General features: G+C 57.2%; 17 protein-coding genes. 8 read left to right on the plus strand and 9 right to left on the minus strand.

Going from position 1 to position 22,824, the window contains the following annotated elements; translation table 11 throughout:
- Positions 1 to 444 precede the first annotated feature (444 nt).
- Genes purT through EDB94_RS17850 form a run of 4 tightly spaced genes read right to left on the minus strand, consistent with a single transcriptional unit; the run spans position 445 to position 2,962 of the window.
- A complete protein-coding gene (gene purT / locus EDB94_RS17835; protein ID WP_108019217.1) occupies positions 445 to 1,635 on the minus strand; it encodes a formate-dependent phosphoribosylglycinamide formyltransferase in 1,191 nt (396 codons plus the stop codon).
- Positions 1,636 to 1,653: 18 nt separating this feature from the next.
- Positions 1,654 to 1,842 carry a DUF1289 domain-containing protein gene (locus EDB94_RS17840; protein WP_008171481.1) on the minus strand — a complete coding sequence of 63 codons (189 nt, stop codon included), beginning with the start codon at positions 1,840 to 1,842 and terminating at the stop codon, positions 1,654 to 1,656.
- The gene (locus EDB94_RS17845; protein ID WP_108019216.1) at positions 1,839 to 2,372 is read right to left on the minus strand and encodes a gamma carbonic anhydrase family protein; all 534 of its coding nucleotides are present in this window, start codon (positions 2,370 to 2,372) and stop codon (positions 1,839 to 1,841) included. The genes EDB94_RS17840 and EDB94_RS17845 overlap by 4 nt, the downstream gene beginning before the upstream one ends.
- Before the next feature lie 2 nt (positions 2,373 to 2,374).
- Positions 2,375 to 2,962 (minus strand): CoA pyrophosphatase, encoded by a 588-nt coding sequence (locus EDB94_RS17850; protein ID WP_108019215.1) that lies wholly within the window; start codon positions 2,960 to 2,962, stop codon positions 2,375 to 2,377.
- 97 nt (positions 2,963 to 3,059) lie between these two features.
- On the opposite strand from EDB94_RS17850, the gene EDB94_RS17855 reads away from it, so the two are divergent.
- The gene (locus tag EDB94_RS17855; protein WP_108019214.1) at positions 3,060 to 3,611 is read left to right on the plus strand and encodes an NUDIX hydrolase; all 552 of its coding nucleotides are present in this window, start codon (positions 3,060 to 3,062) and stop codon (positions 3,609 to 3,611) included.
- Positions 3,612 to 3,620: 9 nt separating this feature from the next.
- Here the strand turns inward: EDB94_RS17855 and EDB94_RS17860 are convergent, their stop codons facing one another.
- The gene (locus tag EDB94_RS17860) at positions 3,621 to 3,932 is read right to left on the minus strand and encodes a YqfO family protein (RefSeq protein ID WP_053114894.1); all 312 of its coding nucleotides are present in this window, start codon (positions 3,930 to 3,932) and stop codon (positions 3,621 to 3,623) included.
- Between the two features lie 416 nt (positions 3,933 to 4,348).
- Positions 4,349 to 8,254, minus strand: coding sequence for a phosphoribosylformylglycinamidine synthase (gene purL, locus EDB94_RS17865; protein WP_108019213.1), 3,906 nt, complete (start codon positions 8,252 to 8,254; stop codon positions 4,349 to 4,351).
- Positions 8,255 to 8,528: 274 nt separating this feature from the next.
- Here purL and mltF point away from each other — a divergent pair, with 274 nt between their 5' ends.
- The gene (mltF, locus tag EDB94_RS17870; protein WP_108019212.1) at positions 8,529 to 10,049 is read left to right on the plus strand and encodes a membrane-bound lytic murein transglycosylase MltF; all 1,521 of its coding nucleotides are present in this window, start codon (positions 8,529 to 8,531) and stop codon (positions 10,047 to 10,049) included.
- A 19-nt stretch (positions 10,050 to 10,068) separates the two neighbouring features.
- Here mltF and EDB94_RS17875 read toward each other — a convergent pair whose 3' ends face one another.
- A complete protein-coding gene (locus EDB94_RS17875) occupies positions 10,069 to 10,539 on the minus strand; it encodes a regulatory protein RecX (protein WP_062784966.1) in 471 nt (156 codons plus the stop codon).
- 178 nt (positions 10,540 to 10,717) lie between these two features.
- Here EDB94_RS17875 and EDB94_RS17880 point away from each other — a divergent pair, with 178 nt between their 5' ends.
- Positions 10,718 to 13,183 carry a DUF349 domain-containing protein gene (locus EDB94_RS17880; RefSeq protein WP_108019211.1) on the plus strand — a complete coding sequence of 822 codons (2,466 nt, stop codon included), beginning with the start codon at positions 10,718 to 10,720 and terminating at the stop codon, positions 13,181 to 13,183.
- A gap of 13 nt (positions 13,184 to 13,196) precedes the next feature.
- On the opposite strand, the gene EDB94_RS17885 is transcribed toward EDB94_RS17880, so the two are convergent.
- Positions 13,197 to 13,460, minus strand: coding sequence for a late competence development ComFB family protein (locus EDB94_RS17885; protein ID WP_014576682.1), 264 nt, complete (start codon positions 13,458 to 13,460; stop codon positions 13,197 to 13,199).
- A 188-nt stretch (positions 13,461 to 13,648) separates the two neighbouring features.
- Here EDB94_RS17885 and EDB94_RS17890 point away from each other — a divergent pair, with 188 nt between their 5' ends.
- The 4 genes from EDB94_RS17890 to EDB94_RS17905 all read left to right on the plus strand — a co-directional run bounded on the left by EDB94_RS17890 (position 13,649) and on the right by EDB94_RS17905 (position 20,289).
- Entirely contained in the window at positions 13,649 to 14,857 is a 1,209-nt protein-coding gene (locus EDB94_RS17890) for an acetyl-CoA C-acetyltransferase (protein ID WP_014576681.1), read from the plus strand.
- A 29-nt stretch (positions 14,858 to 14,886) separates the two neighbouring features.
- Complete coding sequence (locus tag EDB94_RS17895; RefSeq protein ID WP_108019210.1) at positions 14,887 to 17,037, plus strand: 3-hydroxyacyl-CoA dehydrogenase NAD-binding domain-containing protein; 2,151 nt, start codon at positions 14,887 to 14,889, stop codon at positions 17,035 to 17,037.
- A 248-nt stretch (positions 17,038 to 17,285) separates the two neighbouring features.
- The gene (locus tag EDB94_RS17900; RefSeq protein ID WP_108019209.1) at positions 17,286 to 19,469 is read left to right on the plus strand and encodes a carboxy terminal-processing peptidase; all 2,184 of its coding nucleotides are present in this window, start codon (positions 17,286 to 17,288) and stop codon (positions 19,467 to 19,469) included.
- Between the two features lie 19 nt (positions 19,470 to 19,488).
- On the plus strand, positions 19,489 to 20,289 hold the full coding sequence (locus EDB94_RS17905; protein WP_108019208.1) for a helix-turn-helix transcriptional regulator: 801 nt from the start codon (positions 19,489 to 19,491) through the stop codon (positions 20,287 to 20,289).
- Here EDB94_RS17905 and mtnA read toward each other — a convergent pair.
- On the minus strand, positions 20,278 to 21,342 hold the full coding sequence (gene mtnA, locus EDB94_RS17910) for an S-methyl-5-thioribose-1-phosphate isomerase (protein WP_108019207.1): 1,065 nt from the start codon (positions 21,340 to 21,342) through the stop codon (positions 20,278 to 20,280). The two genes, EDB94_RS17905 and mtnA, sit on opposite strands and share 12 nt — an antisense overlap.
- Before the next feature lie 112 nt (positions 21,343 to 21,454).
- On the opposite strand from mtnA, the gene EDB94_RS17915 reads away from it, so the two are divergent.
- Positions 21,455 to 22,792 carry a TRZ/ATZ family hydrolase gene (locus EDB94_RS17915; protein ID WP_108019206.1) on the plus strand — a complete coding sequence of 446 codons (1,338 nt, stop codon included), beginning with the start codon at positions 21,455 to 21,457 and terminating at the stop codon, positions 22,790 to 22,792.
- Positions 22,793 to 22,824 lie beyond the last annotated feature (32 nt).

The raw sequence follows: 22,824 nt of genomic DNA on the forward strand, positions 1-22,824 counted from the left end.
CCTGATATTTCATATCCGAAATACCTCGGCCAGCGCCCACACGAATTACTTGGTCAACTTTTTAAAGAGCGTTTGAGCTGTTGCTCAATCAAGGCAGCGTATTCTACATCGTAGCGCCGCCTTGTCAACCGTTTATTTTTCGATGTTTTCCGTCTCCGGAAAGCGCCGAAAAATGACCCGGCTTACTGCTTGTATCGAGGCGCGCATTCTACAGCGAATCGCTTGCCTGTCAACTGCTTTCTGAAGAATTTTGAAACTCATTTTCTTCAGCGCTTTCAAACAGTTATCTTTCGATTTCTGAGCCGCCTCAGCGGTGCTCCCCTCGAAAGAGATGCGCATTCTACAGACCTGCCCGAAGGTGTCAACGGTTCGTTCCGATTTTTTTCGGAAATCGTCATCAAACCCTCATAGGCCTGGCTGATCAGAGCCAGGCCTGGATGAACCTCACAGTTCAACGGTAACCGAATTTGCCGAGTCGCGAGCTTTCTTGCGCGCTTCATCCACCGTTGCGCCCTTCGCCAGGGCAACGCCCATTCGACGGCGCCCCTTCAACTCGGGCTTGCCGAACAAACGCAATTGAGTATCCGGCTCGGAAAGCGCTGACTCAAGACCGGAATACGACACGGACGCCGAATCGCCCTCAGGAAGAATCACGGCTGATGCCGAGGGACCAGTCTGCCGTATCGCGGGAATGGGCAAACCCAGAATGGCTCGGGCATGCAGAGCAAATTCGGACAGGTCCTGTGAGACCAACGTAACCAGGCCAGTATCGTGCGGACGCGGCGAAACCTCGGAGAACCAGACATTGTCTTCCTTAACAAACAGCTCCACACCGTAGATGCCATAGCCACCGAGGTTTTCGACCACAGCGCGGGCAACTTCGGCCGAACGCTCGTAGGCCAGCGGGGCCATTGGCTGTGGTTGCCAGGATTCCCGATAGTCTCCATCTTCCTGCCTGTGCCCGATGGGCTCACAAAAAGATACGCCATCACGGTGCTTGACGGTGAGCAGGGTAATCTCATAGTCAAAGTCCACAAAGCCTTCGACAATCACCCTTCCCTTACCGGCACGCCCGCCAGACTGGGCATATTCCCAGGCCGCTTCAATATCATCCTCGGTCTTGACGGTACTCTGCCCCTTGCCCGACGAGCTCATGACCGGCTTTACCACAAGTGGCAGGCCTATTTCGTTCACGGCGGCAAGGTATTCTTCCCGGGTACCCGCAAAGCGGTAGGGTGAGGTAGGCAGCCCGAGCTCTTCAGCCGCGAGCCTCCGGATTCCTTCACGGTTCATGGTTAGGTTCACCGCTCTGGCGGTGGGGATGACGCGATAGCCTTCCTCTTCGAGCTTTACCAACTCCGGCGTGGCAATCGCTTCAATCTCCGGAACAATCAGATCCGGCTTTTCCTGTTCAATAACACTGCGCAGGCTGGCGCCGTCCAGCATGTCGATGACATGGCTCCGATGCGCCACCTGCATGGCAGGCGCATCCGCATATCTGTCGACAGCGATCACTTCGACGCCATAGCGCTGAAGTTCAATGACAACTTCCTTGCCAAGCTCACCGGATCCACAAAACAAAACCCTGAAGGCATTACCTTTGAGGGGAGTACCAATTCGAACTGAGTCAGTCATGATTTACCAACACCTATGTTAGCCGTGAATCAGGGAACCTTTTTCGCGCTCCGCCACTTTCCGGAGCACCTCGCGCCGTTCGTCGTCATCCATCCTGGTCCAGAGGGTGATCTCATCCCCACTTCGATGGCAGCCCACACAGATGTCATTTTCATCAAGCGCGCAGATGCTTACGCAGGGCGATCGAACCTTGTCAGCAACACTCATTTTTTCGGCTCGCAGGGCTTGAGCTCATCGGCGTAGCGGGCAGCATTCTGAACATAGTGCTGCGCACTCATTTCCAGCATCTTCTTCTGGCTATCGTTGAGCTCCCGCTTGATCTTGCCCGGCGAACCGACAACCATGGAGCCGTCAGGCACCTCCATTCCTTCGGGAATGAGAGCATTGGCGCCAATCAGGCAGTGCTTGCCAATCTTTGCTCCGTTCAGAACCACAGCATTTATGCCAATTAAAGAGTAATCACCAATCTCGCACCCATGGAGCATTACCTTGTGACCAACCGTTACACCCTTACCCAGAGTAAGAGGCATACCCGGGTCTGTATGCAGTACCGAACCGTCCTGAACATTTGTTTTAGGCCCAATGGTGATCCACTCGTTGTCACCACGTAGAACGGCATTGAACCAGACGCTGGCCTTATCCATCAGCCGGACACGGCCTATCACCGACGCGTTCTCGGCCACAAAGTGACCCTCACCTTCCAGTTCCGGCGTTCGGTCATTCAACTGGTAAAACATTCTCAGCCTCCTTCAGGCGGTTCAAGCAGATCGATTCCGGCATCGTACACAGCGTTCAGGAAGTCAACCAGAACCACTGCCGACAGGCCCCAGATCTCGTAGCGTTCCCAACGGTAGCAGGGTACGTAAAACGTATGGTTCAGGAAATCCAGAGCATCTGTGCGCTCCCGCCTGTCTTCCAGAAAAAACGATAGAGGCACGCGGAATACACTTTCGATTTCATGGGGGTTTGGCTCCAAAGGATGATCTCCGGGAATCACACCAACGTAAGGTGTAACTAGAATTCCGTAGCGGGACATCACCTGACTGAGCGGCGCAATTAGTTGTACTTGATCCGGCGGCAATCCGATCTCTTCATGGGTTTCACGTAACGCCGTTGCTGCCAGAGACGGATCTTCCGGATCCCTTTTGCCGCCGGGATAGGCGACCTGCCCGCGATGGGTGCTCAGATTCTCGGACCTGAGCGTAAAGATCATCTCCGGGTTTTTCAGATCGTCGGTTACCGGAACCAGTATGCCTGCCTCAGGATAATCCAGGGCCAACTGGCGCGGTGCATAGCCGGCCAGGCGCTCGGCAAGTAAATCACGCAATGTTCATCTCCACGGTACATCCGGAGGTTGGATGAGACAGAGGCAGCCGGGATCGTTAAACTGACTACCAAACCAATTCAAGTATACGGGGAAAATCATGAAGTACTGCAGCACATGCGGCCATCCGGTTGAACAACGCATCCCCGAAGGCGATAACCGTCACCGCTATGTCTGTGTCAGCTGCGATACCATACATTACCAGAACCCTCGCATTGTCGCCGGCACGGTGCCCGTATGGGAGGGCCAGATACTGCTGTGTCGCCGCGCTATCGAACCTCGCTATGGTTACTGGACGCTGCCTGCAGGTTTCATGGAGAACGCCGAAACCACCATCGAGGCCGCGGAGCGGGAAACGCTGGAAGAAGCGCTTGCAGAGGTTAACATTGAAGGCCTCTATTCCATCATCGACGTCCCGCACATCAATCAGGTTCACATGTTCTACCGGGCCACACTGAAAGACGGTCAGTTTGGTGCAGGTGAGGAGTCCCTCGAATCCAGACTGTTCGGCCTGGACGAGATTCCCTGGGAAGAAATCTCGTTCCCGACCGTCAAGCGAACCCTGGAACTTTTCCTGTCTGACTACAGTCGCGAATCCTTCGGGGTTCACGTGAGCGATATCCGCCACCCCATGGCGAAAGATCGCAAGTAGCGCGGGCGACTACAATTCTTCCATTCGATAGATTTCGTAAGCGGGCTCCTCGTATGGGTGGGCCTGCTTAAGTGCCGCGAGGGCATCCTTTATCAGCTCGTCGGCACAAACCAGCTCGACCTTGTATTCATCCACCGCTTCAATCTCCCCGGCATGGCCGAGAAACGGATCGCTTCCTTCAAGCGGACGAAACTGCCCTCTTCCAAGACATTGCCAGGCACAGGAATCGTAATCACCGATTCGACCGGCGCCGGCATCGAACAATGCCTGTTTGGTTTTTTCGACGTGAGTCTCCGGAACGAAATAACACATCTTGTACATCGAAAAACCTCCTTCAGGTCGGATATTTTTTGTACAGATTAATAGCTTAGATACTTACCCACAGAATCTGTGGATAACTCTGGGGAAAGTTTTTGGGAACACGCCCTCAAACCCCGTAATCACTGCACTTCCGTTAAATTGGCGACAAAATCACCTGATTCATTTATTCTATATTTTTCAATTGGTTATGACTTTTGGGCAAAAGTTGAACCAAATTCCTGCTCTTTGTGCACAGAACAAACAGGGAGGCACCAGCAATGTGCATAAAAATACTGAGTCAAGGGGATTTTTGCCATTTTTGCCGATTTTTTCCCTTGAAAAACGCCCAAAAAAAGGGCGCAAAACAAAAAAGCCGGCTTTGGAATAAACACTCATGTTGAGCGCACCCAAAACCGGCTTGTTACTGGAACGGAAAATCAGCCGAACCAGCGTCTCGCATTTCGGAACATGCGAATCCAGGAACCGTCTTCCTGCCACTCAGAGGGGCGCCAGGAATGCTGGACAGCCCGGAATACTCGCTCGGGATGCGGCATCATGATGGTGACCCTGCCATCGCGCGTTGTCACACCAGTAATACCGGCTTCGGATCCATTCGGGTTGTAGGGATAGCGTACGGTCGCCTGCCCCCGATTATCCACATAGCGCAGCGCCACCAACTCGTTCGCGGAGAGAGCTTCTGCCGAGGTGCCGCTGGCAAACTCAACCCTACCTTCGCCGTGAGCAACGGCAATCGGCATACGGGAACCGGCCATTCCATCCATGAACGCCGACGGTGACGGCATCACCTCAGCCATAACCAGGCGCGCCTCAAACTGCTCGGACTGGTTACGTACGAAACGTGGCCAGCCCTCACTTCCCGGAATGAGCTCGTGAAGATTGGAGAGCATCTGACAGCCATTGCACACACCCAGCGCCAGCGTGTCCTGGCGATTAAAGAACGCCGCAAACTGGTCCCTGACGCGATCGCTGAACAGAATCGACTTGGCCCAGCCCTCGCCAGCGCCCAGAACGTCACCGTAGGAGAAACCGCCACAGGCAACCAGGCTGTTAAAGCCATCCAGCGTAACCCGGCCAGAGAGCAGATCGCTCATATGCACATCGACAGAATCGAAGCCGGCACGGTCGAATGCGGCTGCCATCTCAACCTGACCATTGACACCCTGCTCCCGCAGAACCGCAACCTTTGGACGGGCTCCCTTGTTGATATACGGGGCAGCCACGTCGTCGTTGATGTCGTAAGAGAGTTCGGCGTGGAGACCGGGATCCTCTGCGTCAAGCAGATTATCGAATTCTTCGCGAGCGCAGTCGGCGTTATCCCGGAGCGACTGAACACGGTAACTGGTCTCGGACCACAGGCGCTGGAGCTCCACCCGGGATTCATCCACCACAGTGCTACCTTCGAAGGTCAGGCGAAGGTTGTCGGTATCATTCGGGCTACCGATAACACTGATGTAGTCCCCAAGACCCGCGGCAGAGAATTGCTGCAAGACAAAACCGGTGTCTTCCCTGCGTACCTGGATGACGGCACCCAGCTCTTCATTAAAAAGTTCCCGGGCAAACTGACTGCGATCCTCGGCGAGGCCATCCAGCTTGATATCAACCCCACAGTGGCCGGCGAAACACATTTCAGCCAGGGTGACGAACAGGCCGCCATCTGAACGATCGTGATAGGCCAGGAGCTTACCGTCGCTGTTCAGACCCTGAATAACCGCAAAGAAAGCCTTGATGTCCTCCGGGTCATCCAGATCCGGTGCAACTGCACCGACCTGACGGTAAACCTGAGCCAGAGCGGAGCCCCCAAGGCGGTTCTGGCCAGCAGCAAGATCCACGAGGATCAGGTCTGTCTCGCCAGCATCCTTGACCAGCTGGGGAGTCAGCGTCCTTGCAACATCAATAACCGGTGCAAAACCACTGACAATCAATGAAAGCGGTGCAGTCACGCTTTTCTGTTCGCCGCTGTCTTCTTCCCACATGGTCTTCATGGACATGGAGTCCTTGCCCACGGGGATCGTGATTCCAAGCTCCGGGCACAATTCCATGCCTACCGCGCGAACGGTCTCGTAGAGATTCTCATCTTCACCCGGGTGGCCAGCAGCGGCCATCCAGTTTGCAGAGAGCCGGATATCGGACAACTTGCCGATCGGAGCTGCCGCCATATTGGTAATCACTTCACCGACGGCCATGCGACCGGACGCGGGCGCATCGATCGTGGCGACCGGCGTGCGCTCGCCCATGGCCATTGCTTCACCGGTGCGAACATCGAAGGAGGTGGCGGTCACAGCCACATCAGCGACCGGAACCTGCCAGGGCCCAACCATCTGATCCCGGGCAACCAGGCCGGTAATGGTCCGGTCACCAATGGTGATCAAAAAGCTCTTGGAGCCAACAGACGGCAGACGCAGAACGCGGCGAATGGCATCATCCAGATCGATTTTGGTGGAGTCGAAAATGGGCTTCGTAAAGGAAGCGCGGCTGACACTCCGATGCATGCGCGGCGGTTTGCCGAACAGCACTTCCATCGGCAGATCAACCGGCTTGTCGTCGAAGTAGGAATCGCCCAGTTCCAGATGATGAGCTTCTGTCGCCTCGCCTATCACGGCATAGGGGCAGCGCTCGCGGCGGCACAGGGCGTCAAATTGCTCCAGGTTTTCCGGAGCCACTGCCATCACATACCGTTCCTGGGATTCGTTACACCAGATTTCCAGCGGAGACATTCCCGGCTCGTCACTGGGAATGTCGCGAAGCTCGAATTTACCGCCGCGACCGCCATCTTTGACAAGCTCAGGCATAGCGTTGGACAGACCACCGGCGCCCACATCATGGATGAACGCGATAGGATTCCTGTCGCCCATCTGCCAGCAGCGGTCGATAACTTCCTGGCACCGACGCTCCATCTCGGGGTTGTCCCGCTGTACTGACGCAAAGTCCAGATTTTCGTTACTGGAGCCCGAGTCCATGGACGAAGCCGCACCACCGCCCAGACCGATCAGCATGGAGGGCCCACCCAACACGATGAGTTTCGCACCCACCGGGATATTGCCCTTTTCAACATGCTCCTCACGAATGTTGCCAAGACCACCGGCAATCATGATCGGCTTGTGGTAACCGCGGACTTCTTCGCCGGCGGCTCCGGGCACTTTTTCCTCAAACGTCCGGAAGTAGCCCGCCAGGTTGGGACGTCCGAATTCGTTATTGAATGCCGCGCCACCAATAGGCCCTTCAATCATGATGTCGAGCGGTGAAGCGATGCGTTCAGGTTTGCCGTAGTTGATTTCCCATGGCTGGGGATCATCTGGCAGATTCAGGTTGGAGACTGTGAAACCAGTCAGACCCGCCTTGGGCTTGGAACCCCGGCCGGTAGCACCTTCGTCGCGAATTTCGCCGCCGGAGCCTGTGGCGGCGCCGGCGGCAGGAGCAATCGCCGTCGGGTGGTTGTGCGTTTCCACCTTCATCAGAATATGGATGTCTTCTTCGTTATATCCGTAGACACCCGTCTCAGGGTCCGGGAAGAAGCGGCCACCACGACTACCCCGAATAACCGAGGCGTTGTCCTTGTAGGCGGATAGTACGCCCTCGCTGTTCATTTCGAAGGTATTCCGGATCATGGCGAACAGGGATTTTTCCTGACCCTCGCCGTCAATATCCCAGGAAGCGTTGAATATCTTGTGGCGACAATGCTCGGAGTTCGCCTGGGCGAACATCATGAGTTCCACGTCGGTCGGATCCCGCTCAAGATCCGTGAAGGACTTAACCAGGTAGTCAATTTCATCTTCGGCAAGCGCCAGCCCCAGGCGCGAGTTGGCTTCCACCAGGGCATCGCGACCACCGGCGAGAACTGGCACCCTTCCCAGGAGCCGAGGCTCTTCATGGCTGAACAACAGCTCTGCGCCGCCCATCTCATGAAATACTTTCTGGGTCATGCGGTCATGCAGAAGCGCTGCGATTTTCTCGCGTTGTTCCAGGCCAAGCTTGCGCCCCGAACGAATGTAATAGGCCGTGCCCCGCTCAATCCGATGTATCTGCCGCAGGCCACAGTTTCGGGCGATGTCCGTTGCCTTGCTGGACCAGGGCGAGAGCGTGCCGGGGCGAGGCACAACCAGGAAAAGCACGCCGTCAGGCTCTTCCACCGGCACACTCGGGCCATAGGTGAGGAGCCGGTCCAGAATAGCTTGCTCCGCGTCCGAGAGGTCTGCCTCCAGATCCACAAAGTGCATGAACTCAGCATAAACATGCTCGATTTCAGGCACGATATCCTGAATCCGGGAATGCAATTTGCGGGAGCGGAATGGCGAGAGCGCGGGAGCGCCGCGAAGTTCAAGCATGATATCAACCTGTATCGCGCGAAACGGGGAAGTCTGGGTGCAATTTGAAAGGCCGACATGATACTCGAAAGCGGGGTCAGGATACAGCGCTTGAGGCGTTAATCCCGGGCTGTACAATTAACATTGTTTTGCACATTAATTAACCAGCTTTATTGACCAGGCCTCCGACACCAAGGATCATTGAAGTGTGGAAAGGAATTCCACGCTCAGGATAGACAAGGTTGCGTGGCTTTATGCGACGCTACAACCAGATGATCCAGCCGTGACGGAGTCCATGGACTTGCCAAAGATATTTGCTGCTTTCAAAAGCGCATCCGCCGGGATTGTTTTCTTCCTCGGCACTGCCCTGATACTGACCGGATGCTCACAGCCCAGCACTCTCCAGGAAATTCGTGATGAGGGGGTGCTGCATGTGATTACCCGGACGGCGCCGTCTATCTATGTGGAAAGTGAAGACGGCCCCACCGGCTATGATTACGAACTGGCAAAACTGTTCGCCGAGGAACTGGGCGTAAAGCTCCGGGTCCGCGTTGCCGATAACAACACAGAAATCCTGTCCGTTCTGGAAAAGAACTACGCCCACTTCGGGATGCTCGGGCTTTCCAGACAACCCCATACTGCCAATCAGTATCGCACCGTAGCGACCGGCATCACCGCCCAGTCGATCCTGGTTTATAACCGCGATGTCGAGCGGCCCGAATCATTGCAAGACCTGATCGGGAAAACGGTGCACGTGGTATCCGACAGCAACCACGAGCACCGCCTGAATGAAGCCCGCCAGGAAAACGCAGAGCTTGAATGGGAGGTGCATCCCGGACTGGACGCCGCGGGCGTTCTGTCCCGCGTTGAAAGCGGCGAATTCCCCTACGCAATGGTTTCCTCCAACGAGCTCGACCTTAACCACGTATTCTACCCGATGGTGAAGGAGGCCTTTACCCTTGGAGAACCCGGTGAACTGGCCTGGTTTTTCCCGTCAGCGCAGGATGATTCCCTGGCAAAAGCGGCCCGCCAGTTCCTGGAAAGTCTCGAGACCAACGGAACATTGGCCCAGATTTCCGAGCGCTTCTATGGCCACCTTGATCGACTGAATTACGTGGGTGCCCGAACCTTCATGCATCATGTGGAGAACCGGTTGCCCAAATACGAGTCGCTGTTTCGCGACTATGCCCGCGACTTCAACATGGACTGGCGACTGCTCGCAGCCATTGGTTACCAGGAGTCCCACTGGCGCCCCAATGCGGTATCGCCAACCGGGGTCCGTGGACTGATGATGCTGACCAGGAACACTGCCAGCCATATCGGCATCAACAACCGCCTGGACGCCGAAGAAAGTATCCAGGGCGGAGCCAAGTATTTCCGGATCGTGCACGAAAAAATCCCGGAACGGATCCCGGAGCCAGACCGAACCTGGTTCGCTCTCGCCTCCTACAACGTGGGTTTCGGGCACCTGGAGGACGCCCGTCGGCTTACAGAAGGCGCGGGACGAGACCCTGACCGGTGGATGGACGTAAAGGAATTCCTGCCGTTACTGGCCGAGAAGGAATGGTATACCAAGACCCGCTTTGGCTATGCCCGGGGCCACGAACCGGTGATCTACGTCCAGAATATCCGGCGCTATTACGATGTCCTCGCCCGGCTCAACCAGCCGGGTATCCCGGCGACCGAAGCAGAGGAACAGATCGTACAGATGGAGGAAAGCCGGGCACCGGAAGGACCATCAGACGAGCTGCAAACGGACGGAAAGCTCAGGGCCGGCCTGCCCGCAGAACTGGGCATGATACCGCCGACCCTTTGAAGAATCCGACTTCCGCCGGCTATTCGCTACGAGCCTCGAGCGCGCGCTCCACCTGACTGGCGGAAAAGCCCCTACGATTCAGGAAACGCGCCTGCCGCACTTTTTCGTCCCAGTCGTCACTCAGATCCGCCAGGCCGAAACGCTTATCGCGGATACCGATAGCTCGCTGACACCAATCCTCCTCCGTCATCTCGTCAACACACTCCGGAGTCTTGTGAACCCCGCGCTGCTGAAGTTCGCCAAGAATCCGTAGCGGTCCGTAACCAAGGTCCATTCTTTGGCGGGCGTAGACGTCAGCAAACCGATCATCGTCAAGCCAACCCTCTTTCTCGTAATCATCCAGAACAGCGTTAATAATGTCGCCCGGCAGCTTTCTTTGGCGGAGTTTCAGGCTTAACTCGAGGCGACTGTGCTCGCGCCTGGCAAGCAACCTGAGTGCCGTTGCCCGGGCCTTGTAATCCTGATCGTTGTCATTTTCCTGTTTTGCCATACAGACCCTTTCCGCACACGCATACAAAACGCTAGACTAGCCGCGAATTTTTCCTGCTGGCCAGCACCTCAGGCTGACCAGTCAAACTACCCGGTATCCCTGACCGGATGCCGACGGCCGGTGGCGTCACAACTTTGCCCGACACCGTGAACTGGTTTCAACACCCAAGGATACTCTTATGGCCGCGTTCATCCAGAAACTGTTCAAATCCCGCAAGACAACCGAGGCAACGCCAAAACAGCGGAAAGCCACCCAGCCAGAGCCTGTCGAACAGGAAGATACCCGGACTGACCGGAGGGAAGAACAGCTCAAAACACTGGAGAGCGCACCATCCCAGGATGTCCTGGCCAAGCTTGCCATTGACGGCGTTACCGCGGATATCCGGCAGTCGGCTGCAGGCAGACTGACCGACGAAGCCAGCCTGCAGGAAGTGCAGAAACAGGCCAAAGGCCGTGACAAAGGTGTCTACCAGATCGTTAAACTGGCACTGCAGCAGCGCCGCGAAGAGCAGGCCCGGCTGGACAGCATCAGCCAGACCATCGCTACCCTTACCCGCCATGCCCAGGACCAGGCGAAGAGTGACGATACCAAGCTTTATGAGGCCCGGCTCGATGCCCTACTGAAACAATGGACAGAGGTGGAAACACACGCCTCACCGGAACAGGCCCAGGCCTTTCTCGAAGCGGTTCACCTGTGCAAAGAGCGCATTGCGGCCCTGCAATCTGCGGCGGAAGATGAAAGGCGCCAGCGCGAGCAGAAGCTGCAACGTCAGGAAACCCTGGATCTGCTGACCCGCACACTGGACGAGCTCAAGTCTCAACCGCCTGAAACACTGCCCTCACTGGCGTCCCTGGATGCACTCCAGAAAACCCAGGAAAACCGCTGGCTGGAAGCAACCCGGGATACGGCAGTGGAGAAGCAGGAACAGAAAGCCTACGAAAACGCCATGCTGGCACTGCGCAATTACCTGAGTTCTGTCCGTCGGATTACCCAGGAACGGGAAACCATCGTCGAACTTGGCGCACTGCTCGAGCGCGCAGACGATACCACCGACGAGCAGCGTGCCCAGGCAAAGACACTGGTTGCCGAGATCAACTGGCCGGAAGGCTATCCCATCCCGGCACTACTGGAGCCATTGCGGAAGCTGGCCGGCAAACGCAAGAAACCGGCAGAGCCCCGAGTTGACCAGGAGCAACAGAAAGCTCTGACGACTCGCCTCGAGGCCGAAATCAGGCAACTGGAGGAGGCTCTGGAGGCCAAACAGCTGAAAGAATCCAAACAGCTCTTCAAAACGGCACAACAGCACTTCCGGGATCTGGACCAGCGCCACGCAAAACCCTATCAGGCGCGTATGCAACTGCTTACCGGGCAATTGCGTGAACTCTCGGACTGGCAGGGCTTCGCCACGGAACCCAAGCAGATTGCCCTGTGCGAGCAAATGGAATACCTGGCAGAGCAGCCAATGGATCCGGAAGCAAAGGCCGAGCGAATCAAGGAGTTGCAGAATGAGTGGCGCGATCTCGGCGGCTCTTCAGATCGCTCGCTGTGGTCCCGGTTCAAAGCTGCCTCGGACAAGGCTTACGAGCCCTGCAAGGCCTACTTCTCTGCCAAGTCCGGCCTCAAACAGGCCAATCTGGAAAAACGGTCCGCCATTTGCGAGCAGCTCGAAAGCTTCCTGGACAATGCCGACTGGTCTTCCATCGACTGGAAAGCCGCAGAACGAATCCACCAGACCGCCCGCCAGGAGTGGAAAGAGGCCTGGCCAGTGGAATTCCGCGACAATCGTGCCGTTCAAAAGCGCTTTGATGAATTGCTAAAGAGGCTGGAAGCACCTCTGGATGAAGAACGCCGCAAAAATGAGGGTTTGAAACAGGCGATCGTGGACAAGGCCCAGGCCCTGGTAGACCACGAGCCGCTCCAGGAGGCCATGAACCAGGCCAAGGGCCTCCAGGGGGAGTGGCAAGCCATCGGAATCACCCGCCACCGTGAAGACCGCAAACTCTGGCAGGCTTTCCGAAAGGCATGTGACCAGATCTTTGCCCGCCGCGATGCCGAACGCTCAGAACAGCAGCAGGCATCACGGGCCGCCGACGAATCCGCGCAAGCGGGCCTCAACAAGGTTTCAGGAATATCCGCTGAAAGTGAGGAACAGGCAGTCACTTCAGCCCTTGCGACGCTCAAGCAAATTGATGCTGCTGGACTCTCAAAAGGCGTCAGAGAACAGGTCCAGCAAGAAAAGCAGCGGCTTAGCAAGATTCTCTCCACCCTGAGACTGCAGGCAAAAATGGCCTCATGGCAGTCTCTGGTGATGGCGACCACAACCGGCGAATCCGGAAGTGAATCAGCGCCACAGCACTGGGCCGCACTGGCAGAAGCCTCAGACGCCAGCGATCCGGTCGAGCTGGTGATTCGCGCAGAAATCCTTTGCGGCGTGTCCTCCCCCGAAGCCGATCAGCAGCGTCGCATGGAAATCCAGGTTCAGCGCCTTGCCAATGGCATGGGTTCCGCCGACAACAGCACGGATCAAATGCAGGATGTAGAGAAACTGCTGGCAGCCTGGTGCCTGGGTGGCACTGGCAAAAACGCGGACACGGAGCTCGCTGAGCGACTGAACAGGGCCATCGCCAATCTGAACGAGGCCTGAAGCGCCCAGCGGTCTACTCCCGCTGATGTTCCCTGACGAATTCCCTGGCTTCCTTTACGGCGGCCAGGGATTTCTGTTTCATCCCCTTGAGTTCCTCGTCCGCCAGGTAAAACATCATATCGATTGAATGCCGGTAATACCGTGTGGGCAGTCGGTTGAGAGCCACGCACATAACATCGGTCAGATAGTCCGCTGTGTCAGACTCCTCCCGCGTTGCCTCGATGGCATCCACCACCAGCCGCTCGTAGAAATTGTCGATTGCATCTCGCAGAGACATGGCTTCCGCCTCCCGAATTCGTCTGCGGTTTCTAACACCATAGAAGCCAGCCCCCTCCTTGTCATGGTTCATGAGCAATTTCGCCAATGCGATTGGCAGCCCGCGTCATTACCCCCTGCAACCGCAACCGGCTATGGTTGTGTCATCGGTAAATCAAACCCGAAAACAATATGACCAGAGGACAAGCAATGACCACCGAGGCTTATATCTTCGATGCAGTCCGCACCCCCAGGGGGCGCGGAAAAAAAGACGGATCACTTCACAGCGTCAAACCCATCTCGCTGTTGACCACGGTGCTCCATGCGCTGCAGGAGAGGAACAGCCTGGATACCGCCCAGGTGGACGACATTGTGATGGGCTGCGTAACCGCCGTGGGTGACCAGGGTGCGGATATCGCTAAGACGGCAGCGCTGGCCGCTGACTGGGATGAAAAAGTGGCGGGCGTCACCCTGAACCGTTTCTGCGCCTCCGGATTGGAAGCCGTGAATCTGGCGGCCATGAAAGTTCGCTCTGGCTGGGAAGACATGGTGGTTGCCGGCGGTGTGGAGGCCATGTCCCGTGTGCCCATGGGCTCCGACGGCGGAGCCTGGGCCACAGATCCGGAAACCAATCTGCATACCGGTTTCATGCCCCAAGGCATCGGCGCAGACCTGATTGCCACCCTTGAGGGCTTCAGCCGTGAAGACGTTGATGGCTTTGCCGTGAAATCCCAGCAGAAAGCGGCCAATGCCTGGCAGAACGGCTACTTTGCGAAGTCCATCATTCCGATCACTGACCAGAATGGCGTGGTGATCCTTGATCGCGATGAGCATGTGCGTGGCAACACTTCGCTGGAAAGCCTTTCCGGCCTGAAACCCTCCTTCCAGATGATGGGCGAGATGGGCTTCGACGGTGTCGCCCGGGAGAAATACCATTATGTGGAGAAGATTAACCACGTTCATCATGCCGGCAACTCCTCAGGTATCGTCGACGGTGCCACCGCCATGCTCATCGGCAGTGAAGCCAAGGGCAAAGCCATGGGGCTGACGCCGCGTGCCCGCATCATCGCCACGGCCGTAACCAGCACAGACCCCACCATCATGCTCACCGGTCCTGCCCCGGCAGCGCGCAAGGCACTGGAAAAGGCGGGCATGACTGCCGATCAGATCGACCTGTTTGAAGTGAACGAGGCCTTCGCCTCTGTGGTTATGCGCTTCCAGCGGGAACTCTCGGTTCCCGACGAAAAAGTGAACGTGAACGGCGGGGCTATCGCCATGGGCCACCCGCTGGGTGCCACCGGCGCCATGATCCTTGGCACCCTGCTGGATGAGCTGGAGCGGCGCGAGCTGCGCTACGGCCTGGCCACACTGTGCGTCGGTGGCGGCATGGGCATTGCCACCATCATTGAGCGCGTCTGAACCCGTCCACTTTTCCAGGAGAACCAATTATGAGTGCTATTCGTTACGAACTGGGTTCAGACCAGATCCTGACCCTCACCATCGATATGCCCGGCCAGTCCGCCAACACCATGAACGCTGCTTTTCGGGACGCCCTCTCGGAAACCGCCGCAAAAGTGAAAGACGACCTGGATAACATTCGCGGCATCATCATTGCCTCCGCCAAAAAGACGTTTTTCGCCGGCGGCGACCTGAAAGAACTGCATAAGGTCACCCGCAAAGACGCCAGGACTTTCGAGGATATGGTCAACGGCCTGAAATCCCACATGCGGTTTCTGGAAACCACCGGAAAGCCCGTGGTGGCGGCCATCAACGGCTCCGCCCTGGGTGGCGGCCTCGAGATTGCCCTCGCCTGCCATTACCGTGTCGCCATCAATGACGACAGCATTCAACTTGGACTGCCGGAAGTGACTCTGGGCCTGCTGCCAGGTGGCGGCGGCACCCAGCGACTGCCTCGCATGATTGGCCTGGAGGCAGCCTTCCCGTTCCTGATGGAAGGCAAAAAGGTAAATCCGAAAGCTGCGCTCAAGGCCGGCATTATCAACGAACTGGCAGATTCTGCCGACGATATGATCACGAAAGCCCGAGCGTTCATTGAGGCCAACCCGAAATGTCAGCAGCCGTGGGACCAGAAAGGCTTCAGGTTCCCGGGTGGCGCGCCCCACCATCCTGCCATGGCGCAGAAGCTGGCGATCGCTCCGGCCATGCTGAAGCAGAAGACCAAAGGCTGCTATCCGGCCCCGGAGCGCATACTTTCCGCTGCCGTTGAAGGCGCTCAGGTCGATTTCGATAACGGCAGCCTGATCGAGACCCGGTATTTTGCGGAACTGGTGATCGGCCAGGTTGCCAAGAACATGACCGGCACCTTCTGGTTTCAGTTGAACGCCATCAAGGCGGGCGGCAGCCGCCCCGAGGGCGTTGAGAAAGAAACCTTCCGCAAGGTGGGTGTTCTGGGCGCAGGCATGATGGGCGCAGGTATCGCCTATTCAACGGCGACACGGGGTATCGATGTGGTGCTGAAAGACGTCTCCGTTGAAAATGCCGAAAAAGGCAAAAGCTACTCGGAGAACCTGCTCGCCAAGAAAGTCAGTCGTGGCCGAATGACGGAAGAACAGAAGGCAGACATCCTGAGCCGCATCAAGGCCACCGATTCGTCAGACGATCTGGAAGGCTGTGATCTGGTGATCGAGGCGGTCTTCGAGGACAGTGGACTGAAGGCAAAAGTGACCCAGGAAGCGGAACCCAAACTGGTGGCAAACGGGATTTTTGCGTCCAACACCTCAACCATCCCCATTACCCAGCTCGCCGGAGCCTCTGCGAACGCCGAGAACTTCATTGGCCTGCATTTCTTCTCACCGGTCGACAAGATGCAGCTGGTAGAAATCATCGTCGGCGAAAAAACCTCGGATGAAACCCTGGCGCGCTCGTTTGACTACGTTCAGCAGATCGGAAAGATTCCCGTGGTGGTCAACGACAGTCGAGGGTTCTTTACCTCGCGGGTCTTTGGGACCTTCGTCAACGAGGGCATCTGCATGCTTGGCGAAGGTATTCATCCAGCGAGCATTGAAAACGCGGGGGTGCTGGCCGGTATGCCCGTCGGGCCACTGGCGATTTCCGACGAAGTCAGCATGACCCTGATGCAACACATCCGGGACCAGAGCAGGAAGGATACCGAAGCCGCCGGCGGAACCTGGAATCCCCACCCCGCGGAGGCCGTCATTGATGCGATGGTCAACGAACATGGCCGCAAGGGCAAGGCTGCGGGCGCGGGCTTCTACGAGTACCCTGCCAACGGCAAGAAACACCTCTGGCCGGAGCTGGAAACTCTGTTCGTGAACGCGGAGAAGGCAAGAACGGTCAAACTGCAGGAGCTGAAAGACCGGATCCTCTTCATTCAGGCCATCGAAACCGTTCGTTGTCTGGAGGAAGGCGTATTGCGAACGGTAGAGGATGCGAATATCGGCAGTATCTTTGGCATCGGCTATGCGCCGTGGACCGGTGGCGCGATTCAGTTCATCAATCAGTATGGCGTGAGAGCATTCACGGAGCGGGCATCGGCGCTCGCCGAGACCTATGGTGAACGCTTTGCACCACCCAAACTGTTGCAGGAAAAGGCGGAAACGAACACACCGTTCGCCTGATTCAGCCTCTGCACGTCTGATGCCGGGAGGATTTACCGATTCTCCCGGCAGTTTCCCCGTGTGCAACACGCCTCAACCCTGATGATCCCTCGGTTACGAACGTGGCGTCTTCATGGACAGATTGTCACGATCCGATACGCCCTGCCTATGGCATCGGGTGTAGTGCTTGCCTACAATAAATTTAATAAGTCACGGGTAGACACTCCCTCGCAAACCGAGGGGCTACCAACACCGTCGGGTAAGCATTTATGACCATCGCGGAAAGAATTATGGCTCGTCGCTCTTCGGCCGGATCTGTTCGGTTCGGGGTGTGCAAGGCAATGACTGTAGCATTGCTGCTGTCTGCGCCACTGGGGCTTCATGCGAACGTTGAAACTCCAGACGTGTACGAGCCAGTTGCACCGACGATTGATCAGGCGCGAGCCAATATCCTGATCGCCCGTCAACTGCAGTTTACCCACTTCCGGGATCTCGGAATCAGCGATGAACTCTCCGGAGATGTGTTTGATGCCTACCTGGATTACCTCGACGGGCAGAGAATCTATCTTTCGCAGGACGACATTGCGAAGTTCGACAAAATCCGCACTCAACTCGGCTCTGCCCTGAAAACAGGTCAGCTTCAGCCCGGGTTCGATATTTACAATCTGGTTCAGCAACGGATTATCGAGCGCCTCCAGTTTGCTCTGGAAACAATCGACAAGGGCGTCGACACGCTGGATTTCTCGGCCAACGAAAGTATTCTGGTCGACCGCTCGAAAGCGGACTGGGAATCGAACGCCAAGGCCCTGGACGATCTCTGGGTCAAGCGCATTAAAAATGCGGTGCTGGCTCAGCGCCTGAACGGGGCAGAAGACGAAGCCATCGTTGAAACCCTGCGCCGCCGCTACGAAGGCCAGTTGAAGCGCGCGTACCAGGCCCGCAGTGAAGATGCCTTCCAGGCCTATATGAATGCGTTTACCGGCATGTGGGACCCGCACACGTCCTACTTTTCGCCGCGCACCTCAGAAAACTTCAATATCAACATGAGCCTTTCACTGGAAGGCATCGGTGCTGTGCTTCAGTCGGACAACGAATACACCAAGGTGGTGAGACTGGTACCCGGCGGGCCAGCCTCCAAGCAGGGTCAGCTTGAGCCCGCAGATCGCATTGTTTCTGTCGCACAGGAAGACGAAAAACCGGTGAATGTGATCGGTTGGCGTCTGGACGAAGTGGTGGATCTGATTCGTGGGCCGCGCAACTCGACCGTCACACTGGAAGTGATTCCGGCCAATGCCTCCGACGAGACCATTACCGAGACCATCGCCATCAAACGCGATGAAGTAAAGCTGGAAGAGCAGAGCGCCAGCAAGGACACCATACGTCTTGAACGTGGTGGCAAGGAATATACGATTGGCGTCATTACCATCCCCACGTTTTATGCGGATTTCCAGGCCATGCAGGCTGGTGACCCGAATTACAAGAGCACGACCCGCGATGTCCGCAACCTGATTGCGGAGCTCGAAGCCGACGGCGTTGACGGCCTGGTGATGGATTTGCGAAACAACGGCGGTGGTGCGCTGCACGAAGCCAATGATCTGGTCGGCCTGTTTATTGACAAGGGCCCCACCGTTCAGATTCGCAACGCCAATAACGATGTGCAGGTACTTAATGACGAAGATCCTTCCGTGGCCTACGACGGGCCTCTGGTGGTCCTCACCAACCGCATGAGTGCGTCAGCGTCCGAAATTTTCGCCGGCGCCATCCAGGACTATGGCCGCGGACTGGTTGTCGGTTCCCAGACCTTTGGCAAGGGCACCGTTCAGGCTGTGCGTCCCCTGAACCACGGGCAACTCAAGATCACCCAGTCCAAGTTCTATCGGGTATCCGGCGGCTCCACGCAACACAAAGGGGTTATCCCGGACATTGAGATTCCTTCTCGTATCGACAAGACCCGCATCGGTGAGGACGCCCTGGATCATGCCCTGCCCTGGGACCAGATCGAGGCCGTGCCGCATACACGCTACTTCGATTTCAGCGGCATTATCGATGAGCTTCGCAAGCGGCACGAAGAACGGTTCTCAACCAACCCTGAATTCAGCCTGCTGCAGCAGGAGATCGACTTCCTGACCAAACAGCGCGCCACCGACAGCGTCAGCCTCAACCTGGAAGAACGCCGCGCTGAGCACGAACAGATTGAACGCACACGGCTCACCATCGCAAATGCCCGTCGTGAACTGAAAGGCCAGACACCGTTCGAGTCGCTGGAAGACCTTGAAGACTGGCAAGACCAGCAGGCGGCGGACCTGAATTCCACCGATGAGGAGCTGGATTTCGTGATACGGGAAGGTGGACATATCATGGCCGACATGCTGGACCTTGATAACCGCATGGCATCGATCCTGGATCCCCAGCAATTTGCGGCACAGTCTCCGGCCGCCGCAGTGACACGTTGAACAGGCAGCTCCGGGTCTCATGACTGAGAAGGACGCAGGCGGACAGGATAGCCGCCAGAAAGCACGGATGTTGCAAGACATGCTGCTGGACGCGCTACATGCCATGCGCTCCCTGGAAGAAGTGGAAGGGTTGGAGAAACCGGCGGCTCAGGAACGAACGCCGGAAGGCCTGATCGACCGCCTGGCAAGCCTTACCGGTTCTGCGCTCCGCTTCGGGGTCAAGGCGACGGATACGTCTCTTCGGGTGGGCCGGGCGCTGATCAATTCCCAGGATCAGCTGCGGGCAATGCTCACAGCAGGCCAGTCTCTCAAGGACATCCGCGAAGTGGCCGGCCTCACCGTATCTGAAATGAGCGAGGCCCTTAACCTGCGGGACAAGTCCGTCCTGGAGGCTATCGAGAACGGCACCACCACCCTGTCATTCGAACTGATACTACGCCTGGCAGCCCTCATTGCCAGAAACGATCCCATCCCGTTCATCATGCGCACCACGCGCAACTACAATCCCGAAGTCTGGCAGATTCTGAATGACTGGGGCGTGGCGAGACTGCCCCTGCAATTTGAGCGGGAGCGGGAGTTTATCAACATCTTCCGCCGGCATGATGACGCTCGCACGCTCTCGGATGAAGGTTTCCAGAAAGTGCTGGAGTTCACCCGTCAAAGCTTTGAAATGTCCCTGCACTTTATTGAGGAGCAGGAGCGGCAGGTGGCGGAACTCAGGGCCACTTACGAGGAAAAGCACCCCGACGTGAAAAGGTCACCTGACAAGCCTCCCGCCAAAAAGAAACAGCCGGAGCGCACCCCACCGTCAACCAAATAACGCCCGCATACCGGTTATATTCGGGTTATGCACCACGCCCTTTTCAGTAACGATCGCGTCGATCAGGCTTGCCGGTGTCACGTCAAAGACCGGATTGAATACGTTGATGCCTTCCGGCGCCAACCCGATACCGCGTATCTCCCGGATCTCAATGCCGTCGCGCTCCTCAATGGCCACGTCTGCCCCTGACGCCGTGGCCATATCCACCGTACTTGAAGGCGCGACCACCATGAAGCCCACTTTGTGATGGCGGGCCAGAACCGCCAGGCTGTAGGTGCCGATCTTGTTGACCACATCACCATTGGCAGTTATTCGATCCGCGCCGACGATCACCCAGCGTACGTCTTTCCGGGCCATGATGGCGGCAGCGGCACCATCGGCATTCAACGTGACGGCTATGCCGTCGCGTGAAAGTTCCCAGGCCGTCAACCGGCCACCCTGAAGCCAGGGGCGAGTCTCGTCGGCATAGACGTCTGCCAGCAGCTTTTCCTCATGGAGACGACGAACAACGCCCAGTGCCGTACCGTAGCCCCCGGTGGCCAATGCGCCGGTATTGCAATGGGTCAGCACCGAAAACGGTGCCTCTGCTCCGATGAACTCAAGGGCATGGTCCGCCATGGCAAAGTTGGCGGCCAGGTCTTCCTCATGTATGGCCCGGGCCTCCGAGGCCAGGCGTTTTACCGCTTCGTCCAGCGAATGGCACGCGTGGAAAATCTTTTCCATGCGCTGCAGCGCCCAGAACAGGTTTACTGCGGTCGGACGTGAAGCTGCAAGCTCGCGAATGGCCTGTTTGATTTCGGCCTTCCAGTCCCCGCCACCGGCATGTCTGGCCGCAAGGGCCACCCCGTAGGCTGCACTGATGCCGATTGCAGGAGCGCCCCGAACCACCATATCCCGGATACTCTGCGCTACACCGGCAGCGCCTTCCAGCGTTATCCAATGTTCCTCTCCCGGCAGCAGGCGTTGATCCAGCAGCTCAAGACTGCTGCCGTGCCAGCGAATCGCAACGGTGCCAATGGCCCGTTCTTGAGAGGGTTTCGGGGTTGTTGTCATAGAAGACTGCTCCGGTTTTTCAGCGCTGAAAACTGCCAGTATAACGGTTATACTTCCGGGCTACATTTTCAAGGTGTGGAAGCTCCGCGCCATGCGCTGTAAGGCAGGATAAATGACGGCAGACACTATCACCGCAGCCGATATTCGCATCAACGCGCGCTGGCTGATCCCGATTGAGCCGGCAGGCACGGTACTTGAGCACTATGCAGTGATTATCCAGGGTGACCGCCTTGCCGCAGTCATTCCCCAGGAACAGGCGGACAGATCGTTCAGAACCCGGGAAACCGTTGATCTTCCGAACCACGTCGTCATGCCCGGCCTGATCAACATGCACGGCCACGCGGCCATGAGCCTGTTCAGGGGCATGGCAGACGACCTTCCGCTGATGACCTGGCTGAATGACCATATCTGGCCGGCCGAAGGTCGCTTTATCAGCGAGCAGTTCATTGCCGATGGCACCCAACTGGCCATGGCCGAGATGCTGCGTACGGGAACCACCACGTTTTCTGACATGTATTTCTTCCCGGAAATTGCGGCTCAGATGGCGCACGATACGGGCATTCGTGCGCAAGTCTGTTTTCCGCTGCTCGACTTCCCGACGCCGTGGGGTGCCGGCCCCGAGGAATACCTGAGCAAGGGCGCCGACTTTATCGACAGCTGGAAAAACGATGGCTACATCATGCCGGCCATTGGCCCCCATGCACCCTACACCGTGTCCGACGGCCCGATGATTGAAGCCATCCGGCTCTCGGAAAAGACCGGCGCAGCCATCCAGATCCACCTGCACGAAACGGCATTCGAAGTGGCCGAGGCTACTGAAAAGCTGGGTCAACGGCCTACAGCCCGACTGGCGGATCTAGGCCTGCTCCGCCCAGAGACCCAGTGCGTACACATGACCCAGATCGATGCCAGCGATATCAGCTTGCTTAAACAAACGGGCGCCCATGTTATCCACTGCCCGGAATCGAATCTGAAGCTGGCCAGCGGCCTTTGTCCGGTGCAGGAACTCCTCGATAGCGGGATTAACGTTGCCATAGGCACCGACGGCGCCGCCAGCAACAACGACCTCGATCTGTTCGGGGAACTCCGGACTGCCGCCATGATGGCCAAAGTAGTGGCCAATGATGCCTCGGCGCTATCGGCGCACAAGGCCCTACAGATGGCCACCATCAACGGGGCAAGGGCTCTGGGGCGGGACCATGAACTGGGTTCTCTGGCCGAGGGCAAGCTGGCGGACATCATTGCCATTGACCTGAGCGACCCGTTTTTGCAGCCGGTCTACGACCCGGCTTCGCACCTCGTATACAGCAACCATGGTCGATCAGTAAGCCACAGCTGGATTAACGGCGTACCACAAGTACAGGATGGCCGGCTTACCCGCATTGACGTTGCCGATCTCATGCTTCGAGTTGAGGACTGGGCCGGGCGAATCCGCACAAAGGCTGACTAACTGATTTCCTATTGATTCACCAGGCAGAACCA

Origin of the sequence: Marinobacter sp. 3-2 (assembly GCF_003751355.1) — a bacterium.
GTDB classification, from domain to species: Bacteria; Pseudomonadota; Gammaproteobacteria; order Pseudomonadales; family Oleiphilaceae; genus Marinobacter; species Marinobacter adhaerens.

What these genes read in the sequence shown, in the direction of transcription:
- purT (WP_108019217.1), bottom strand. Translation starts at nt 1,635, where the DNA reads ATGACTGACTCAGTTCGAATTGGTACTCCCCTCAAAGGTAATGCCTTC.
- EDB94_RS17840 (WP_008171481.1), bottom strand. Translation starts at nt 1,842, where the DNA reads ATGAGTGTTGCTGACAAGGTTCGATCGCCCTGCGTAAGCATCTGCGCG.
- EDB94_RS17845 (WP_108019216.1), bottom strand. Translation starts at nt 2,372, where the DNA reads ATGTTTTACCAGTTGAATGACCGAACGCCGGAACTGGAAGGTGAGGGT.
- EDB94_RS17855 (WP_108019214.1), top strand. Translation starts at nt 3,060, where the DNA reads ATGAAGTACTGCAGCACATGCGGCCATCCGGTTGAACAACGCATCCCC.
- EDB94_RS17860 (WP_053114894.1), bottom strand. Translation starts at nt 3,932, where the DNA reads ATGTACAAGATGTGTTATTTCGTTCCGGAGACTCACGTCGAAAAAACC.
- purL (WP_108019213.1), bottom strand. Translation starts at nt 8,254, where the DNA reads ATGCTTGAACTTCGCGGCGCTCCCGCGCTCTCGCCATTCCGCTCCCGC.
- mltF (WP_108019212.1), top strand. Translation starts at nt 8,529, where the DNA reads ATGGACTTGCCAAAGATATTTGCTGCTTTCAAAAGCGCATCCGCCGGG.
- EDB94_RS17875 (WP_062784966.1), bottom strand. Translation starts at nt 10,539, where the DNA reads ATGGCAAAACAGGAAAATGACAACGATCAGGATTACAAGGCCCGGGCA.
- EDB94_RS17880 (WP_108019211.1), top strand. Translation starts at nt 10,718, where the DNA reads ATGGCCGCGTTCATCCAGAAACTGTTCAAATCCCGCAAGACAACCGAG.
- EDB94_RS17885 (WP_014576682.1), bottom strand. Translation starts at nt 13,460, where the DNA reads ATGTCTCTGCGAGATGCAATCGACAATTTCTACGAGCGGCTGGTGGTG.
- EDB94_RS17890 (WP_014576681.1), top strand. Translation starts at nt 13,649, where the DNA reads ATGACCACCGAGGCTTATATCTTCGATGCAGTCCGCACCCCCAGGGGG.
- EDB94_RS17895 (WP_108019210.1), top strand. Translation starts at nt 14,887, where the DNA reads ATGAGTGCTATTCGTTACGAACTGGGTTCAGACCAGATCCTGACCCTC.
- EDB94_RS17900 (WP_108019209.1), top strand. Translation starts at nt 17,286, where the DNA reads ATGACCATCGCGGAAAGAATTATGGCTCGTCGCTCTTCGGCCGGATCT.
- EDB94_RS17905 (WP_108019208.1), top strand. Translation starts at nt 19,489, where the DNA reads ATGACTGAGAAGGACGCAGGCGGACAGGATAGCCGCCAGAAAGCACGG.
- mtnA (WP_108019207.1), bottom strand. Translation starts at nt 21,342, where the DNA reads ATGACAACAACCCCGAAACCCTCTCAAGAACGGGCCATTGGCACCGTT.
- EDB94_RS17915 (WP_108019206.1), top strand. Translation starts at nt 21,455, where the DNA reads ATGACGGCAGACACTATCACCGCAGCCGATATTCGCATCAACGCGCGC.